The organism is Leucobacter sp. OLIS6, from assembly GCF_002752355.1.
GTDB lineage: Bacteria > Actinomycetota > Actinomycetes > Actinomycetales > Microbacteriaceae > Leucobacter.
On sequence record NZ_MRAV01000009.1, the window covers coordinates 112,851 to 130,203 of the forward strand.

Sequence of the window (17,353 nt, forward strand, 5' to 3'; positions counted from 1 at the left end):
GATCAGCCTACCGGCGTCCGCGCGCGAATGCCGCGGCGGCAACCCGGATGTCGGCGGCGCCCGCTAGCGTGACCCCATCGCATCCCCGACGAAACGGAGCACGAAGATGACCTCTCTCGGCATGGTGACCCTCGACACCGGCAGGCCGCGTGAACTGGCCGCGTGGTGGGCCGAACGCCTCGGCGGCGAGATCGTGCAGGACCACGAGGGCTACTTCTGCGTCGTGCGGGCCCCGGAGGTCGCAGTGGCGCTCGGCTTCCAGCTGGTCGAAGACCCGACACCGGGCAAGAACCGCCTGCACCTCGACTTCGACCGCGGCACCGCGAGCCGCGACGAGATCATCGCGGCTTACGTCGCGGCGGGCGCCGAGCACCTCGGCACCCGCGGTGAGGCCGGGTTCCAGTGGGACACCTTCGCCGACATCGACGGCAACGAGTTCTGCATCGGCGACCCGCACTAGGCGGCCCGTCTCCGGGGTCGTGCCGATCATCGGCACGACCCCGGGATCCGACTAGAGGGAATCGACGAACGCTCGCGCGACCTTCTGCGGGTCCTGCTTCTCGATCTCGATCTTGGCGTTCATCTCGATCAGCTTCTCAGTGGTGAGCGCTGCCGAGACCCGGTCAAGGGCCTTCTCGATCTGGGGATCCGTGCGGTCGGCGCGCAGCACCGGCACGATGTTCTCGGCGAGCGCCATGTGCTCGGGATCCTCGAGAGCGACGAAGCCGTTCTCCGCGATCGCCGACTGCGTGGTGAACATGAACGCCACGTCGAGGTCGCCGTTCTTGAGGCCCGCGATGGTCAGCGGACCGCCGAGATCCACCGCCTTGAACTCCGTGAACCCGAGCCCGTAGAGCTCCTTCAAACCGGTCACCCCCGCACGGCGATCCTTGTTCTCGGGCGGCCCGCCGAGCACCATTCCGCTCGCGATCGGCTTCAGGTCGCCGATGGCGGTGAGCCCGTGCTTGTCGGCGGTGGCCTTCGTCACGACGAGCGTGTCCTTGTCCTCGGCCGGGGACGCTGTGAGCATGGCCAGGTCCTTCGGCAGTGCCTTCTTCAGCGCTGCCGTGACGTCCTCCGAAGAGAACACCTGCGACTTCGGCTCCAGATACGACAGCAGCGCACCGCTGTACTCGGGAACCAGGTCGATCGATCCGTCCTTCAGCGCCGGGATCACGACCTCGCGGCTGCCGATGTTCGGCTTCACCGTCGTGGTGAAACCGGCGTCCGAGAGCGCCTCCGCGTAGATATTGGCCAGCAGCACGTTCTCCGAGAAGTTCGCCGAGCCGACGGTGATGGAGTTCGAGTCCTTCGAACCGCCCGAACCGCCGGACCCGCCGAGCGAGTCACCGCTCGCGCATCCGCTGAGCGCCAGGAGCGCCGCTGCTCCCGCCGCGAGGATGAGGTGTCGTTTCTTCATCGCTTTCCCTTTCTTCGCCGCATGAGCGGTCGTTCGGTCTGTTCGTGCAGGCACTGCTTCACGCGTCCCCGTCCGCGCCCCCGACGCGGATCACCCGGGTCGTCGTCTCGTCCGCAGCGGCCGCCTGCCGCAGCGGCCGCCGAGGCATCGTGCGCCGCTGATGCCGGCCGACGAATCGACCGGCGATCGCGAAGATCCCGTCCGCGACGAGCGCGAGCAGCGCGACGAGGATCGCGCCGGCGGCCATCTGGCCGTAGTCGCGCAGCGCCAGACCGTCGAGCAGGAATCGCCCGAGGCCACCGAGTGCGATGTACGCCGCGACGGTCGCGGTGGCGATGACCTGGAGCACAGCCGAACGGAATCCGCCGAGGATCACCTTCGCGGCGATCGGCAGCTCGACGCCGAGCAGGATCCGCCACTCGGGCATCCCGATCCCGCGTGCCGCGTCCACGACTCCGGGGTCGACGCCCTTCACACCGGCATAGGCCGCAGTGAGGATCGATGGGATCGCGAGGATGACGAGCACGATCGCGGCCGGCGCGAAGCCGAGCCCGAGCAGCAGCACCATCAGCGTCAGGAGGCCGAGGGTCGGCAGCGCGCGCGACGCATTCGCGATGTTGATGACGATCCAGGATCCCCTGCGGGTGTGCCCGATGATCGCACCGGCCGGCAGCGCGATGGCCGCCGCGATCGCGATGACGACGAGGGTGTAGAGCAGGTGCTCGCCGACGCGCACCGGGATCCCGTCGGGTCCTGACCAATTGGTCGGGTCCGAGAAGAATGCCAGTATCTGTTGGAAGATCATCGTCGTTCCCCCGCTCGGATCCAGGGCGTGGCGGCCCGCTCGCCCCACACGATGCAGAGATCGACGATGAGGGCGAGAAGCACGCTCAGCAGGATCCCCCAGACGATCGGCACGAGGTAGTTGCGCTGGAACCCCTCGGTGAAGAGATCGCCGAGCCCGCCGACCCCGATCAGCGCCCCGACCGAGACCAGGCTGACGTTCGATACCGCGGCGACGCGGAGCGTCGCACCGATCACGGGGATCGCGAGCGGGAGCTCGACCGTGAACAGCATGCGGAACCGGCCGATCCCCATGGCCTCCGCAGCCTGCCGCGTCTCCACCGGCACCGCCCTCAAGGCTTCGACCACACCGCCGAAGATCAGCGCGAACGCATAGACCGAGAGGGCGATCACGATGTTCACCGGGTCGAGGATCCGGGTACCGAAGAGGATCGGGATGAAGATGAAGAGCGTCAGCGACGGGATCGTGAACAGGATCCCGCTGATGGCGAGCGCCGGTCCGGAGACACGCGGCGCCCGAGCCACGAGCATGCCCGCGAGCAGCGCGACGAGCAGGCCGAGCAGGGTGGAGGCGAGCGCGAGCACCACGTGGAGCCCGGCGAGGCCGAGCACCCGGGAGCCGTTGTCGATGAGCCAATCGATCACGGTCGTGCTCCGGCTCCGCCGCGCTGCGCGCCGACGCCGGCCGCAGCGAGTTCCGCCAGGCCGATCGTCCCCAGCACCCGGTCGCCAGCGCCCAGGACCGCCGCGCGCCCGCTCGGGCTCGTCAGGACCGCGTCCATCGCGCTGCGCATATTGTCGCCCGGCCGCACGGCACCCGCCCGGGAGCGGATCGACGCTTCGTCGCCGCGACCGTCATCGATCCAGCCGAGGAAGGCGCCGGCGGCGTCAACGAGTCCGCTCCAGCGTCCGGCCAATCCGGTTTCGCGCTCGCCGACCACGACGACGTCGAGCGGGCCCAGCGCATCGAAGGCCTCGGCGTCGAAGTTCTCGAAGGAGAGCGCCCGGTATCCGCGATCGCGTCCGACGAACTGCGCCACGAACTCGCTCGCCGGCGTCTCCAGCAGTTCTTCGGGCGCCGCGTACTGCGCGAGCACGCCGCCCGGTTCGAACACCGCGATGCGGTCGCCGAGACGGATCGCCTCGTCGATGTCGTGGGTCACGAACACGATCGTGGTGCCGAGTTCGGGTCCGAGCCGTGAGAACTCCTCCTGCAGTTCGGCGCGCACCACCGGATCGAGGGCCGAGAACGGCTCGTCCATGAGGATCACCCGGGGCTCTGCGGCGAGCGCCCGCGCGACGCCGACGCGCTGCTGCTGGCCGCCCGAGAGCTGCGAGGGGTACCGGCCCGCGAATTCCGGCGGGAGGCCGACCAGTTCGAGCAGCTGCATGGCACGGTCGCGGGCCTTCGATGCGGGAACGCCGTTCAGGCGGGGTACGGTCGCGATGTTCTGCACGACCGTGCGGTGCGGGAACAGGCCGGCGTTCTGAATGACGTAGCCGATGCCGCGCCGGAGCTCGGCTTTCGCGAGCGCGGCCGCGTCGATTCCGCCGATGCTGATGCGGCCCGCGGTCGGTTCGATCATGCGGTTGATCATGCGCAGGCTGGTCGTCTTGCCGCAGCCGCTCGGGCCGACGAACACGGTGGTCTGGCCTTCGGCGACGTCGAGCGAGAGCGAGCGGACCGCGACGGTGCCGTCGGGGTAGCGCTTCTCGATGTCCCGGAATTCGATCATGTTGCTCATCGCGCCGCCGCCTGGCGTTCGTCTTCGATTCGCCGTTCCATCCCGCGCTCCTTTGCCATAGAATGAAATTTAAGATGTTCATACAATGAAACACGAGGAACATCGCACCTGTCAAGACCCGCACGGCCCCGGCGCAGAGGCGCGCCGCTCGGAAGGAGCCCCATGAACGACGCGCAGCCACTGCTCCTCGGCGACCGCCCGATCACCATCGACGACATCGTGAGCTTCGCCCGAGGCCGAGGCCGGATCGCGTACTCCCCGGCGGGGGTTCGAACCATCGCCGATGCGCACGAGACCCTGCTTCGCCTCGCCGCCACGCGTCCCGTCTACGGGCTCTCCACCGGGGTGGGTGCCCGGCGCTCCGTCCCGGTCGAGCGCACCCGCGATTCGTGCCTCCGCCTCTGGCGCAGTCACGCGCTGCAGTTCGGCGGAGAGGTCGACTCGACGAGAGTCCGGGCGATGCTCCTCGTCCGTGCCCACCAGATCGCACGGGGAGGTTCCGGCGTGAGCCCGGCCCTGGCCGAAGCCCTGATCCGAGCGAGCGAACCGGGCCGACTCCCCCGGGTCCGTTTCGGCGGGGCGCTGGGCACGGGCGATCTCGGGGCCCTCGCTTCGACCGCGCTGCAGCTCACCGGCGACGGGGCGGACGGCGGTTTCGCGCCTTCCGACGGCCTTCCGTTCATGAGCAGCAGCGCACTCACCCTCGCAGATGCGACGCTCACCCTCGACGACCTCGATCGCACCCTCGACGCCGCGACGGTGCTGGCGGCGGCGACCGCCCGCGCGCTCGGGACCACGGTCGAGCACTTCGCCGCCGAGGCGTTCGCGCATCGCCAGCCCCCGGTTCGGAGAGCCGCGTCACGCCTCGCACCGCCCGCATCCGGTTCCGGCACGCGCGTGCAGGACCCGTTCTCCATGCGGCTGCTCCCGCAGTCGCTCGGCGCGCTGCGTCTCGTCTGGGAGCGCTGCCGTGACGCGGTCCTGCAGGACGTGAACGGAGCTCACGAGAACCCGAGGGTCTTCATCGAGGAGCAGCGGATCGCGCACACCGGCAACTTCTACACCGTCGAGATCGAGCTGGCCGTCGGCACCATGATCCGGGCGCTCGCCCAGGACGCGAGCCTGCTGCTCGCCCGCCTCGGACTCCTCATGGATCCCCGGTACACGGGAGCAGCCGAATTCCTCGGCGACGGCAGCGCCGATGCGACTGGGGCGATGATGCTCGAGTACGCGGCAGCCGATGCTCTCGCGCAGATCCGGGATCTCGCGAGCGCGCACGGCGGGCACGGCATCCACCTTTCGCTGGGTGCCGAGGAGCACGCGCCGTTCACCCCGCAGGCGGTGCGCCGGCTGGATCGCGCTGTCCGGAGCTATCGGATCATGCTCGCCTGCTTCACGATCGCGCTCCGCAGGCTCCCCGGAGCGTTCGACGGCGTCTCCGGGCTTCCACCGGCGCACGGAGGGCTCGAGGATCGCGACCTGAGCGTCGAACTGCTCGACGCCGTGAACGCGCTCGATAGGATTCGGTTCGAGCAGCCGCCGCAGAGCACGAAGGAGTCCCGATGACCCCGAGCACCCCCGAGACCTCCGCCGAAGGGGCCGACGGGATCGACTCCGGGGCCGGCCCCCGCGCGGTGCATCGGGCGCTGGAACTCCTCACGCTCATCGTCGACTCCGGCCCCCAGCCGCTCAGCGATCTCGCCCGCGCGAGCGGCCTGCCGACCAGCACGACGCTCCGGTCGCTCCGCGCGCTCGAGCACTGGGGGTACATCGCGCGGACCGATGACGGCGGCTACGAGGCGGGGCATCGATTCGCCCGATCGCGCTTCGACGCCGAGCCGAGCTCCGCCGAGCATCTCTTCGAGCGATCGGCCGACGTCCTGCAACGGCTCACCGAGCTCAGCGGAGAGTCCAGCTATCTCGCGGTCCGCGGCCCCGGACGCACCTGCATCTACCTGCGCGAGGTGCAGAGCGACCAACCGATCCGGCACGTCGGTTTCTCCGGCTGGGCCGGACGGACCGCACCGATGGACGGTTCGGCGGTCGGGGCGGTGTTCGACGGGCTGACGCCGAGCTCCGGATTCCTCGTGCTCGAAGCGCTGTCCGCACCCGATGCGACGGTCGTCGCGGCTCCGGTGCTCGATCCCGCAGGTGACATCGTCGCCTCGATCAGCATCGTCGGGCCCAGCTTCCGCATGGGTTCCGAACACGTCGCGGGGCTCGGTCCTCTCGTCGCGAACGCCTCGATCGAACTCACTGCGGCGCTGCGGTCCGATCCCTAATCGAGGTCGAGCGGCTCCTCGCCGTCCGCGTGCGGGGCGAGGATGCGCGCGATCTCGGCGCGGTCGAGCCCCTCGATCGAGTCCGGGGCCCATCGCGGGCTGCCGTCCTTGTCGATGAGCTGCGCCCGCACGCCCTCGGTGAAGTCGGGACGCGCGAGCAGTCGCCCGAGCACGCGGTAGTCGTCCGCCAGCACCTCGTCGAGGCCGAGCCCGTCGCGGCGGGTGCGCGCGAGCTGGGCCAGCGTCACCGCGACGGAGGTCGGGCAGAGCTCGCGCACCTGGTCCCCCAGCGCACGGGCCCGCGGATGCTCCGAGGTCTCGAGGCCGCGCACGAGCCGCTCCGCGGCGCCCACGGGGTCCGCGAGCACGCCGTCGGCGCCCGCGCGATCCGCTTGCCCCAGAGCGGCATCGGCGATCGGATCGAACCAGACCCGCGCGTCGAGCACGGGGGTCTCGACGACGGGCGCGGCCCCGGTCGAGCCGTCGAGGCTCTCAGCGGCGATCGCCCGGGCGGCGCTCTCGGGATCGTCACCCGCGGCGACCCTCCCGGCGAGGTCGGCAAGCCGGTCGCTCGGCACGAAATGATCGGCGAAGCCCAGCATCAGCGCGTCCCCCGCGCCCATCGATCCCGACGAGATCGCGAGCATCTCGCCCAGGCGTCCCGGTGCCCGCGCCAGCAGGAGGTGCCCGCCGACGTCCGGCACGATCCCGATCCGCGTCTCGGGCATCGCCAGCCGGCTGCGCTCGGTCACGATCCGCAGCGCGCTGTGCCCCGTCAGGCCGATCCCGCCGCCCATCGTGATCCCGTCCATGACCCCGATCACCGGCAGCTCGGATCGCGCGGTCGAAAGATCCGCCCGATACTCGGCCGCGAGGAACGCGAGCGCACCGGCGAGCCCGTCGCTCGACATCGCCTTCACGTCGCCGCCGCCGCAGAACCCGCGCTCGCCGGCGCCGTCGAGCCAGATCGCTGCGATACCGGGTGTCTCCGCCGCCCCTCGAATCGCATCGCGCACCAGTTCGGCCATGCGACGGGTCAGCGCATTGATCGCCCGCGGTCGGTTCAGCGTGATGCGCAGCAGGGCGCCGTCGTGCCGGACGATCACGGGCGGTTCGGCCCCGGTACGGAGGTCTTCGGTCACGTGCGATCCCTTCGGGGCTCGATGCTGATCCGGCGCTCCGCGATCCCGGTCAGGGAGTCGGATGCACCGCGTCGTACTGCTGGAACCCACGGTACACGCGCAGGAAGGCCAGCATGATGGCCATGATCACGAGCCCGCCGACCAGGGCAGGCGCCCAGAGCGCGAGGGCGGTCGCGATGAGGCCCGCGACCAGATCGCCGACCCGTGGGCCCCCCGCGACGACCACCGAGAAGAGGCCCTGCATGCGCCCGCGCACCTCGTCCGGTGCGGCGGCCTGCAGGATCGTGGTGCGGAACACCGCGCTGACGTTGTCGCTCGCCCCGGCTCCCGCGAGCGCGATCCCGCCGAGGACGATCGCCGGCACGATGGGCCCGCGCCCCGGCTCGGTGCCGTGCGTGATCGTGGTGACCAGGAGCACGACGCCGAAGAGCGCGGTGCTCGCTCCGAACGCGAGGATCGCGAGCGTGACCGCGCGGCCCTGACGGCGCACCTGGCCGAGCGGCCCCGAGAGCAGTCCGCTGAGCAGAGCTCCGACGGCGAAGGACGCGGTGAGCGCGCCCACCGTCACCGATCCCCCGCCCAGCAGTACGGCACCGGCGGCCGGATAGACGACGCGCGGCGTGCCGAAGATCATCGCGACGAGGTCGAACACGAAGGTCGCGCGGATGTTCGGTGCGCGTCGCAGGAACCGCAGGCTGTCCGCGACCGAGGACAGGCCGAATCCGGTGACCGCGACGTCGGGGCGGAGCTGCGGCAGACCGAAGATCCCCACGAACGCGGCCGTGAACAGGACCGCGTCGAGCAGGTATGTCCACGGGTACCCCCACGCGGCGACGGTGATGCCGGCGACCGCCGGACCGACGGTGACCGCGAGGCCCATGGTGATCCCGCCGAGCGCGGCGGCGGCCGGCAGCAGGTGGTTCGGCAGGAGCTTCGGCAGGATCGCGCCGCGCGCGGCGCCCATGATCGTCGCGGCGGCCGCGTTGCCCGCCGCGAGCGCGTAGTAGAGCCACAGGGTCTCGACGTCGAGGAACGCGATCGTGGTGAGCGCGCCGATGCAGATCCAGGCGATGATCGCGGTGACGAGCGCGACGAGCCGCCGGTCGTAGCGGTCGGCGAGGGCGCCGCCGAACAGCCCCGCGAGGATCATGGGGCCGAGCGCCCAGACGGCGACCATGGAGACGGCGAGCGTCGAGTGGGTCAGCGCGTAGACGTGCAGCCCGACTGCGACGATGGTCACCTGGGCGCCGATCTGGGCGACGGACGTACCGATCCAGAGCCTGGCGAACGCGGGGCTCTCGCGCAGCGGCGTGATGTCGACGAGCAGACTCCGCAGCTTCCGGCTCGATCTGCTGCCGGGTTCGTCTGCGTCGCTCACTCGTGCACGCTATCACGGGGGCTCCACGGTGGATCGGGAGCTCCGGCTGCAGGATCGCGCCCGCGTCCGGGCATGCCCGCGGGCGATGTCACCGCGACGCACTAGGCTCGCAGGCATGTTCGACGACCGTTACGACCGCGACGTCCTCGCCGATATGAAGCCCCGGCGCGGCCCGGTTCAGCGCACCCCGGTGACACTCGCGCGCGGGCTCGTGGTCGAGCACACCGAGTCCGAGTGGTGCGGCGCCGTGGTGGGTGTGCGCGAGGGCCTCGTGCAGCTCGAGGACTTCCGCGGCAAGGTCCGATCCTTCCCGCTGAACGACGCCTTCCTCATCGACGGCAAACCGGTCTCGCTCCTGCTGCCGCAGAAGCAGGCGGCGCGGCGACGCACCGCCTCGGGTTCGTTCGCGGTCGCCCAGGAACGGGCGAAGGTGGCCATGCCGAGCCGGATCTTCGTCGAGGGCAAGCACGATGCCGAACTCGTCGAGCAGGTCTGGGGCGACGACCTGCGGGTCGAGGGCGTCGTCGTCGAGCTGCTGCAGGGCGCCGACAACCTGGACGACGTGCTGCGTGACTTCGGGCCGGGCCCCGACCGGCGCGCGGGCGTGCTGCTCGACCACCTCGTCGCGGGCAGCAAGGAATCGCGCATCGCGCAGGCGATCGAGCGCGGCCCGCACGGCGCGCACGTGCTGATCGTCGGCCACCCGTTCGTCGACATCTGGGCCGCGGTGAAGCCCGAGCGCGTCGGCCTCTCCAGGTGGCCCGAGATCCCCCGCAGCATCGAGTGGAAGACCGGCATCTGCCGTGCGCTCGGCTGGCCGGGCGACGAGCCGGCGGACATCGCCGAGGCCTGGTCGCGGATCCGCGGGCGCGTCCGCAGTTTCCGCGACCTGGATCCCGCGCTCGTCGGCCGGGTCGAGCAGCTCATCGACTTCGTGACGATCGGGCACGACGCGCACTGAGCACGCGCAGCCCGCTGAGCACGCGCAGCGCGCACTGGGAACGCGCTGCGAGCGCCGCGAACGGCGGGTCCGCCGGCCGCATCGGCGGAGCGCTCCGGGCGTACCATTGGGGCATGGGCGCTCGAACCGGGCGCATGAAGTGCACAGAGTCGGAGGGACCGCGATGACCGGACCCGTGTTCCTGGTGATGCCGCAGTGGCAGGGGTCGCCGTCGTCGCGCGCGATGCAGCTGATCGACGGGGCCGCCGCGATCAAGGAGGACCTGCCCGAGTCGGCCAGGCGCGAAGTCCCGGTGCCGCTCGAGGCCGGCGACGCGCTCGGCACCCCGGCCGCCCGCCTGAGCAGCCTGCTCCGCGCTCGCGCCTCGGCGCTCGAGATCCTGCGCGAACTCGAGGGGCCCGCGATCACGCTCGGCGGCGACTGCGCCTCGACCCTTCCCGGGCTCGAACGCGTCGTGGAGCGGCACAGCGCCGAACGCGTCGCCGTGCTCTGGTTCGACGCGCACCCCGACCTGCAGCACCCGAGCACCTCGCCGTCGGGCGCGGTCTCGGGAATGGCGCTGCGGCACGCGCTCGGCGACGGCATCGACGACCTCGCGTTCCCGAATCCCGTGGGGGCGACCCACGTGACGCTGGTGGGTTCGCGCGCGATCGACGACGAGGAGGACATCGAGCTGGAGCGGCGCGAGCTGCACCGTATCGGCCACGTCTTCGACGCGACGGTCGATGCCGAGCCCGATCCCGCACCCCTCGCGGCCGCCGTGCGCGACCGGCTCGAGGATCTCGTGCGCGACCACGGGGTCTCCCACGTCTACGTCCACGTCGACCTCGATGTGCTCGACCCCTCGGAGTTCGCCGCGGTGCACGCCCCGGTCCCCTTCGGCCTCAGCGTCGCGCAGCTCACCGCGGCGATCCGCGCCGCGACCGAGACCGTCTCGCTCGCGGGCGCTGCGGTGTGCGAGTTCGCGCCGGCCGACCGGGCCGCGGCGGACGAGGATCTCCCGACCGTGCTGCGCGTGCTCGCGGCGCTGACGGCGCGCAGCCGGAACGACGGCGCGTGATCCGGCGCCCGCTCCCCCTGGCCCGCTTCGGATACGCCTACGCCACCGCCGTCGGCTTCGCGTGGGGCGCGCTCTGGAGCACGGGGCGGATCGAACGCGTCGACGGCCTCTGGGTGTTCCGCGGCATGCCGAAGTGGACCTTCGGTCGCGGCGGGAGCTGCGTCGGCGGCTGCTACCTGACCGACCGCAACGACGGCCCACGGGTGCTGAAGCACGAGCGCGTGCACCAGGAGCAGTGGCGCCGGTACGGGCTCGCCATGCCGTTCCTCTACTTCCTCGCCGGACGCGATCCGCTGCGCAACCGGTTCGAGATCGAGGCCGGCCTCGAAGACGGCGGCTACCGCTAGTTTCGGAGCCGCGGTCTCCGTCCCGCGATTCCCCCTAGACTCCTGCGCATGCGAACGATGCCGGAGTCCCCGATCGACGACGAGTTCCGCTTCCTGGCGGGCGACGCTGCGCGGGTGTCCCGCGACGCGCCGCTGCCGGAGGTACGGCGGGTCGATGCGCCGGTGTCGCAGGGCCGCCGGCTCAGCGGGCTCTCGTTCGAGCCGGACCGTGCGCCCGAGCTGGTGCTGCTGCACGGCGCCGGCCTGAACGCGCACGGCTTCGATCCGACGCTGCTGGCGCTCGGCCGTCCGGCGCTGGCGATCGACCTGCCGGGGCACGGACGCAGCGGCTGGCGGGAGGACGCCGACTACCGACCGGACCTGCTCGCGCCCGACGTCGCCCGCGCGCTCGACGCCCTCGCCCCCAAAACGACGGCGCTCGTCGGCCACTCGCTCGGCGGTCTCACGGCGATCCTGACCGCCTCCGCGCGGGCCGGCCGCACCCGTGCGCTCGTCCTCGTCGACATCACCCCCGGGGTGGTCCCCGCTCGGGACGCCGGTTCAGTGACCGAGTTCATCACGGGGCAGCGCAGCTACGCCGACCACGAGGAGATCATCGATCGTGCGATCGCGTTCGGCATCGGGTCGAGTCGGGAGTCGCTCGCCCGCGGTATCGCGCTGAACACACGCCGAAGGCCCGACGGCCGTTGGGAGTGGACGCACCACCTGGCGCACCTCGACGGTCTCGCCACGGGCGGGCCGGAGCCCACGGACGGTCCGGATCCCGCGGGTGCCGGCGCCGAGTCCTCGCTGGCCCGGCTCTGGCTGCCGCTGGAGGCGCTGCACGCTGCGGGGCTCCCGGTCGCCCTGATCCGCGCGGATGCCGGGATGGTCGATGCCCGGCTGGCCGACGAGTGGCGGGATCGCCTGCCGGGTTCGCCCGTGCGCACGATCACGGGACCGCACAACCTGCACGAGGCCGCGCCGCGGGAACTCGCGTCGGCGCTCGAGGAGCTCATCGGCTCGGCCTGAGCCGCCCCGCGACACGGATTCGAACCAAAATCGTATCTACCGACTGATCACAAGAGGTTAACAACCCTGGCTCGAACGCTCGGGTCGCGCTTGCCGGAGCGTAGCCTCTCCTATCGACGTCCGTGCACCGCCGCGCGCACGCTCACAGCAGTGAGACACCGAACCGCGGCCGCCGTCCCGGCCCCGCACGACCCTGGGAGACCCCGTGACCGTTCCCGTCATCGACGCACCGGCACCCGCGTACCGCAAGCGCAAACGGTCCAAGATGCCGTTCGTCATCGGCGGCATCGTGCTGGTCGTCGCGATCGTCGCGACCGCGATCGCCCTCTCGGTGTCGAGCACCGCCTCCGCCGCGAAGGAGGAGATCTCGATCGGCCTGGTGAACGAGCCGCAGAACCTCGATATCCGCAGCACCGCGGGCGTCGCCCTCGACCAGATCCTCATCGACAACGTCTATCAGGGCCTCGTCGGGCTGAAGCCCGGCACCGTCGACCAGATCGTCCCCGTGCTCGCCGAGCGGATGCCCGAGGTGTCGTCCGACGGCCGGACCTACGATTTCGCGCTGCGCGAGGGGGTCGTGTTCCACGACGGCGCGAAGCTGACGGCGCAGGACGCCGTCGCCTCGCTCACCGCCGCGCTGACTCCCGAGGTCGTCGGCGGCGCCGCGACCGTCACCGCGCCCGACGCGCACTCCGTCCGCGTCGTGCTCGCGGAACCGAACAGCCAGCTGCTGTGGCTGCTCGCGAACCGCCCCGGTCTGGTCCTCGAGGCCAAGGCCAAGAACCGGCTCAGCAATTCCGCGAACGGTACCGGCCCCTTCCGCTTCGAGCAGTGGAAGCAGGGCGACAGCCTCACCCTCGTGCGCAACGACGACTACTGGGGCGACGCCGCGAGCCTCAAGACGGTCGTGTTCCGCTTCATCCCCGACGGCCGGGCCGCCGTGAGCGCGCTCAAGGAGGGCGACCTCGACGTGCACGCCGCTCTGCTGCCCTCGCTGCGCTCCGAGTTCGACGGCAACCACGACTTCCGCCTCGAGCGCGCCGACGGCACCGATGTCTTCACGCTCGCGTTCAACTCGGCGAAGCCACCGTTGAACGACCTGCGCGTGCGCGAGGCGTTGAGCCGCGCCATCGACACGAAGGCCCTCATCGCGACCCAGCACGGCGACGGCAAGCAGATCGGCGGACCGATCACTCGGCTCGAGCCCGGCTACCAGGACCTCAGCGCGGTCAACGCGTACGATCCCGCGGCCGCGCGGAAGCTCCTCGCCGACGCCGGGCAGCAGAACCTCAGCCTGACCCTCACCGCACCGAACTTCTACGACCAGTCGACGATCGACCTCATCTCGACCCAGCTCGCCGACGTCGGGGTGAGCGTGAAGGTCAAGCGCGTCGAGTTCGCGACCTGGCTCGAGCAGGTGTACACGAACCACGACTACCAGCTCAGCTACGTCGACCACGCGGAGGCCCGGGACTTCGGCAACTACGCGAACCCCGGGTACTACTTCGGCTACGACAGTGCGAAGGTGCAGCGGCTCTACGCCGAGTCGCTGCGCGCGACGGATCCCACGACCGCGAACGAGCTGCTCTCGGCCGCCGAGAAGCAGGTCGCCGCCGACGCTCCCGCGAAGTGGCTCTACAACTACACCCCGACCAACGTGATCAGCACGAAGGTCACCGGATTTCCCCGTGCGAACACCAACTCGCGTCTGAACCTCGAAGGTGTCAGTATTCACGGGTGACCCGTTTCGTCCTGACGCGCCTCGGGCTGCTCGTCATCGCGTGGATCGCGGCGAGTCTGCTCGTCTTCGCGACGCTCCGGTTGCTGCCCGGCGACGTCGCGCAGGTGATCGGCGGCGTCCAGGCCTCACCCGCCCGGCTCGCCGAACTGCGCGAGCAGCTCGGACTGGATCGCCCCGTCGCGGTCCAGTACCTCGACTGGATCGGCGGCTTCTTCACCGGCGACCTCGGCACGTCCGCGCTGACCGGCACCCCCGTCGCGGCGGAGCTCGCGCAGAAGGCGCAGGTGACGATCCCGCTCACCCTGATGTCGCTGCTCGTACTGCTGGTCGTCGCGGTGCCGACCGGGGTCTTCGCGGCGTACCGCAGCGGCCGGGCGTCGAGCCGGGCGATCTCGGCGGGCGCGCTGCTCACCGCGGCGGTGCCGACGGTCGCGATCGGTCTGCTCGCGATCCTCGTCGGCGCCGGCTGGCTGGGCTGGCTCCCCGCGCAGGGATTCCCCCGCGACGGCTGGCAGGATCCGCTCCGCGCGCTGCGCGCCCTCGTGCTGCCCGCACTCACCATCGGTCTCGTCGAGGGCGCCGTGCTGTTCCGGTTCGTGCGGAGCGCCACCTTGACCGCCCTCGATGCCGACCATGTGCGCACCGCCCGAGCGCAGGGGCTGACGCGCCCGCGCGCGCTGCTCGAGCACGGCCTTCCCGGAGTCGGTCTCTCGATCGTCTCGGTGCTCGGCCTGCAGATCGCGGCGCTGATCGTCGGCGCCGTCGTGGTCGAGCAGCTGTTCTCGCTGCCCGGGCTGGGGCGCATGCTCGTCGGCGATGTCGGGAATCGCGACCTGCCGAAGGTGCAGAGCACCCTGCTCGTGCTCACGGGGGTCATCCTGCTGATCGGAGCGCTCGTCGACGTGATCCACCGGGCGATCGACCCCCGGCTCCGGAGCACCGCATCGTGAGCGCTCGAGCCCCGAAACGACTCGCGCCGGGCGGCGTCGCCGCCGCGGCGATCCTCGCCGTGCTCGTGCTCGTCGCGCTGCTGAGCCTCGCGTGGCTGCCCGCGGATCCGAATGCGGCGAGCGCGCAGCGGCTGTGGCTCGACCCCTCGCCCGCACACCCGCTCGGCACCGACGGCAGCGGCCGCGACGTCGCGGCGCGGCTCATGGCCGGGACGCGCGTGACGGTGGCCGTGCTGCTCGGCACCGGCGCCCTCGCCGCGGTCATCGGGCTCGCACTCGCGCTGCTCGGCGGCCTCGGTCCGCGCCGCCTGCGCGAGACGGTCGCGGTCGCGATCGACGTGCTGGTGGCGTTCCCCACCGTGCTCCTCGCCATGATGCTCGCGGCGGTGTTCGGCAGCGGGATCCCCATCGTGATCGCGGCGCTGGGCGTCGCGTTCGGCGTCGGCATCGGCCGGGTACTTCGCTCCGAGTTCCGGCAGGTCTCCGAGCTCGACTACGTCCTCGCGGCCCGCGCGGTCGGCCTCCCGCGGGCGACGATCCTGCGCCGGCACCTGCTGCCCGGTGTCCGACCGGTGCTCCTCGTGCAGCTCTCGCTCGCCATGGGGCTGTCGGTGCTCGCCGAGGCGAGCCTCAGCTACCTGGGTTTCGGGGCTCCGCCCGAGGTGCCGTCCTGGGGCCTCATGCTCGCGGAGGCGCAGCGTGTGATCCAGGTGCACCCCCTCGCCGCGCTGTGGCCGGGACTCGCGATCACCTCGGTCGCGCTCGCCTGCTATCTGCTGGGCGACGCCCTGCGCGATGCCCTCGACCCCGGTGTCGAGCGCCGCAGTCCTGGCAGCCGTCCCGTCCCCGGATCGGAGGTCCACCCGTGACCGCTCTGCCGCTCGTCGTCTCGGATCTGCGCGTCGCGATCCGAGGAACGGAACTGCTGCGCGGCGTCTCGTTCGCACTCGCTCCCGGCGACCGGCTCGGCCTGATCGGCGGCTCGGGATCGGGCAAGACCCTGACCGCCCTGGCGATCGCCGGGCTCCTCCCCGACGACGCCGAGACGAGCGGGTCGGTCCGGCTCGGCGAGCGGGAGCTCGTCGGAGCATCGGATCGGGCACTGTCCGAGATCCGCGGCGATCTGATCGGGATGGTGTTCCAGGAGCCGGGGACCGCGCTCAACCCGGTGCGGCGCCTCGGACGGCAGATGACCGAGGCCCTCGCGCAGCACTACGACCTGGATCGCACCGAGCGACGCGATGCCGCGCTGCGGCTCGCCCGTCGCGTCGGGCTCGACGACCCCGAGCGCATCGTGCGCGCCTACCCGCACGAGGTGTCGGGCGGTCAACGGCAGCGCGCCGCCATCGCCGCGGCGCTGTCGGCGGGGCCCGGGCTGCTGCTCGCGGACGAACCGACCACGGCGCTCGACGTTACGGTGCAGCGCGGGATCCTGGAGCTGTTCCGGGCCGTGACCGAAGGCGACGCCTGCTCGCTCGTCTTCATCACGCACGATCTCGCAGTGCTCGCCTCCGTCGCCGACCGGGTCGTCGTGCTCGACGACGGGCTCGTGGTCGAGCACGGTCCCGTGGACCGGATCCTCGCCGCACCCGAGCACCGGGTCACCCGCGCGCTCATCGAGGCGCTGCCCGACGGGAGCCGCGCATGACCGCAGCGCTCGTCGAAGCCGAGGGCCTCGTCACCCGCTTCCGCACCCCGCCCCGGCGACTGTTCGAGCGCGCGGGCAGCGTCGCGGCGCTCGACGGGGTCGAACTGCGCATCGAGACGGGAGAGAGCGTCGCGATCGTGGGCGAGTCCGGCTCGGGGAAGTCGACACTGCTGCGCGCGCTCCTCGGACTCGGGCACCTGGACGCGGGCACGGTACGGTTCGACGGGCGCCCCGTCGTGGCGGACCCGCGCGACCGGATGCTCTGGCTGCGGCGCCGCACCGGCCTCGTCTTCCAGGATCCCTACGCCTCGTTCAATCCGAGACGCACGATCGGGCAGACCGTCGCCGAGCCGCTCGAGGCGATCGGCGAGACCGCGGACGCCGCAACCCGCGTCGACGCGATCCTCGACCGGCTCGGGCTGCCCGCGGACACGGCGCAGCGCCTCCCGCGCGAATTCTCGGGCGGCCAGCGCCAGCGCATCGCCATCGCGCGGGCCCTGGTGCACGACCCCGAACTGCTCGTCGGGGACGAGCCGGTGAGCGCGCTCGACGTGCTGGTGCGTCGCAGGATCCTCGAGCTGCTCGCCGAGCTGCGGCGGGACCTCGGGCTCACGATGCTCACGGTCACGCACGATCTCGCGATCGTGCCGACCATCGCGGACCGGGTCGTCGTGATGCGGCGCGGCCGGATCGTGGAATCGGGGCCGGTCGCGCGGATCCTCGAGGATCCGCGCGAGCCCTATACCCGCGAACTCGTCGCGTCGCGTCCCATGCTGCCTCCGGGCACTTGGAGCGGACGCTGACGAGGCTGCCGCAGCGGCGACGCGCCGGCCGGGCCGGCACCTCGGTGCTGCCGAGTCAGCT

Annotated in this window: 18 protein-coding genes; 12 read left to right on the forward strand and 6 right to left on the reverse strand. The window is 71.6% G+C overall.

The annotated features are described in order from the left end of the window. The first annotated feature begins 106 nt into the window (after positions 1-106). Positions 107-460: a VOC family protein gene (locus BMH31_RS05485; RefSeq protein ID WP_099723714.1), complete on the forward strand. Its 354-nt coding sequence runs from the start codon at positions 107-109 to the stop codon at positions 458-460. Positions 461-511: 51 nt separating this feature from the next. Here BMH31_RS05485 and BMH31_RS05490 read toward each other — a convergent pair whose 3' ends face one another. Genes BMH31_RS05490 through BMH31_RS05505 form a run of 4 tightly spaced genes read right to left on the reverse strand, consistent with a single transcriptional unit; the run spans position 512 to position 3,969 of the window. Beyond that, the gene (locus BMH31_RS05490; RefSeq protein WP_099723713.1) at positions 512-1,420 is read right to left on the reverse strand and encodes an ABC transporter substrate-binding protein; all 909 of its coding nucleotides are present in this window, start codon (positions 1,418-1,420) and stop codon (positions 512-514) included. Positions 1,421-1,478: 58 nt separating this feature from the next. Beyond that, the gene (locus BMH31_RS05495) at positions 1,479-2,225 is read right to left on the reverse strand and encodes an ABC transporter permease (protein WP_099723712.1); all 747 of its coding nucleotides are present in this window, start codon (positions 2,223-2,225) and stop codon (positions 1,479-1,481) included. Further along, positions 2,222-2,869, reverse strand: coding sequence for an ABC transporter permease subunit (locus BMH31_RS05500; RefSeq protein WP_241898153.1), 648 nt, complete (start codon positions 2,867-2,869; stop codon positions 2,222-2,224). Before BMH31_RS05500 ends, BMH31_RS05495 begins: the two co-directional genes overlap by 4 nt. Then, positions 2,866-3,969 (reverse strand): ATP-binding cassette domain-containing protein, encoded by a 1,104-nt coding sequence (locus tag BMH31_RS05505; protein ID WP_241898154.1) that lies wholly within the window; start codon positions 3,967-3,969, stop codon positions 2,866-2,868. Before BMH31_RS05505 ends, BMH31_RS05500 begins: the two co-directional genes overlap by 4 nt. 162 nt (positions 3,970-4,131) lie before the next feature. On the opposite strand from BMH31_RS05505, the gene BMH31_RS05510 reads away from it, so the two are divergent. Together BMH31_RS05510 and BMH31_RS05515 are read left to right on the forward strand one after the other, a co-directional pair. Then, positions 4,132-5,535, forward strand: coding sequence for an aromatic amino acid lyase (locus BMH31_RS05510; RefSeq protein ID WP_099723711.1), 1,404 nt, complete (start codon positions 4,132-4,134; stop codon positions 5,533-5,535). Beyond that, on the forward strand, positions 5,532-6,251 hold the full coding sequence (locus BMH31_RS05515; RefSeq protein WP_099723710.1) for a helix-turn-helix domain-containing protein: 720 nt from the start codon (positions 5,532-5,534) through the stop codon (positions 6,249-6,251). The genes BMH31_RS05510 and BMH31_RS05515 overlap by 4 nt, the downstream gene beginning before the upstream one ends. Here the strand turns inward: BMH31_RS05515 and BMH31_RS05520 are convergent. Continuing rightward, complete coding sequence (locus BMH31_RS05520) at positions 6,248-7,393, reverse strand: enoyl-CoA hydratase/isomerase family protein (RefSeq protein ID WP_099723709.1); 1,146 nt, start codon at positions 7,391-7,393, stop codon at positions 6,248-6,250. The two genes, BMH31_RS05515 and BMH31_RS05520, sit on opposite strands and share 4 nt — an antisense overlap. A 49-nt stretch (positions 7,394-7,442) precedes the next feature. After that, the gene (locus BMH31_RS05525) at positions 7,443-8,771 is read right to left on the reverse strand and encodes an MFS transporter (RefSeq protein WP_241898155.1); all 1,329 of its coding nucleotides are present in this window, start codon (positions 8,769-8,771) and stop codon (positions 7,443-7,445) included. Between the two features lie 115 nt (positions 8,772-8,886). Here BMH31_RS05525 and BMH31_RS05530 point away from each other — a divergent pair, with 115 nt between their 5' ends. The 9 genes from BMH31_RS05530 (at position 8,887) to BMH31_RS05570 (ending at position 17,292) form a co-directional block, all read left to right on the forward strand. Continuing rightward, complete coding sequence (locus BMH31_RS05530) at positions 8,887-9,732, forward strand: DUF3097 domain-containing protein (RefSeq protein WP_099723708.1); 846 nt, start codon at positions 8,887-8,889, stop codon at positions 9,730-9,732. A gap of 163 nt (positions 9,733-9,895) precedes the next feature. After that, positions 9,896-10,792: an arginase family protein gene (locus tag BMH31_RS05535; RefSeq protein ID WP_099723707.1), complete on the forward strand. Its 897-nt coding sequence runs from the start codon at positions 9,896-9,898 to the stop codon at positions 10,790-10,792. Continuing rightward, the gene (locus BMH31_RS05540; RefSeq protein ID WP_241898156.1) at positions 10,789-11,139 is read left to right on the forward strand and encodes a Fe-S oxidoreductase; all 351 of its coding nucleotides are present in this window, start codon (positions 10,789-10,791) and stop codon (positions 11,137-11,139) included. Before BMH31_RS05535 ends, BMH31_RS05540 begins: the two co-directional genes overlap by 4 nt. A 48-nt stretch (positions 11,140-11,187) precedes the next feature. Further along, positions 11,188-12,150 (forward strand): alpha/beta hydrolase, encoded by a 963-nt coding sequence (locus BMH31_RS05545; protein WP_241898157.1) that lies wholly within the window; start codon positions 11,188-11,190, stop codon positions 12,148-12,150. A gap of 205 nt (positions 12,151-12,355) precedes the next feature. Then, positions 12,356-13,891 (forward strand): ABC transporter substrate-binding protein, encoded by a 1,536-nt coding sequence (locus BMH31_RS05550; RefSeq protein WP_099723706.1) that lies wholly within the window; start codon positions 12,356-12,358, stop codon positions 13,889-13,891. Next, a complete protein-coding gene (locus BMH31_RS05555; RefSeq protein WP_099723705.1) occupies positions 13,888-14,841 on the forward strand; it encodes an ABC transporter permease in 954 nt (317 codons plus the stop codon). Before BMH31_RS05550 ends, BMH31_RS05555 begins: the two co-directional genes overlap by 4 nt. Further along, the gene (locus BMH31_RS05560) at positions 14,838-15,710 is read left to right on the forward strand and encodes an ABC transporter permease (protein WP_199068421.1); all 873 of its coding nucleotides are present in this window, start codon (positions 14,838-14,840) and stop codon (positions 15,708-15,710) included. The genes BMH31_RS05555 and BMH31_RS05560 overlap by 4 nt, the downstream gene beginning before the upstream one ends. Further along, positions 15,707-16,489, forward strand: a complete 783-nt coding sequence (locus BMH31_RS05565; protein ID WP_241898158.1) for an ATP-binding cassette domain-containing protein — start codon at positions 15,707-15,709, stop codon at positions 16,487-16,489. The genes BMH31_RS05560 and BMH31_RS05565 overlap by 4 nt, the downstream gene beginning before the upstream one ends. Beyond that, positions 16,486-17,292, forward strand: a complete 807-nt coding sequence (locus tag BMH31_RS05570) for an ATP-binding cassette domain-containing protein (protein ID WP_099723704.1) — start codon at positions 16,486-16,488, stop codon at positions 17,290-17,292. Before BMH31_RS05565 ends, BMH31_RS05570 begins: the two co-directional genes overlap by 4 nt. Positions 17,293-17,353: the final 61 nt, after the last annotated feature.

Coding starts and splice junctions, on each gene's coding strand:
- BMH31_RS05485 (WP_099723714.1), top strand. CDS start 107: ATGACCTCTCTCGGCATGGTGACCCTCGACACCGGCAGGCCGCGTGAA.
- BMH31_RS05490 (WP_099723713.1), bottom strand. CDS start 1,420: ATGAAGAAACGACACCTCATCCTCGCGGCGGGAGCAGCGGCGCTCCTG.
- BMH31_RS05495 (WP_099723712.1), bottom strand. CDS start 2,225: ATGATCTTCCAACAGATACTGGCATTCTTCTCGGACCCGACCAATTGG.
- BMH31_RS05505 (WP_241898154.1), bottom strand. CDS start 3,969: ATGAGCAACATGATCGAATTCCGGGACATCGAGAAGCGCTACCCCGAC.
- BMH31_RS05510 (WP_099723711.1), top strand. CDS start 4,132: ATGAACGACGCGCAGCCACTGCTCCTCGGCGACCGCCCGATCACCATC.
- BMH31_RS05515 (WP_099723710.1), top strand. CDS start 5,532: ATGACCCCGAGCACCCCCGAGACCTCCGCCGAAGGGGCCGACGGGATC.
- BMH31_RS05530 (WP_099723708.1), top strand. CDS start 8,887: ATGTTCGACGACCGTTACGACCGCGACGTCCTCGCCGATATGAAGCCC.
- BMH31_RS05535 (WP_099723707.1), top strand. CDS start 9,896: ATGACCGGACCCGTGTTCCTGGTGATGCCGCAGTGGCAGGGGTCGCCG.
- BMH31_RS05545 (WP_241898157.1), top strand. CDS start 11,188: ATGCGAACGATGCCGGAGTCCCCGATCGACGACGAGTTCCGCTTCCTG.
- BMH31_RS05570 (WP_099723704.1), top strand. CDS start 16,486: ATGACCGCAGCGCTCGTCGAAGCCGAGGGCCTCGTCACCCGCTTCCGC.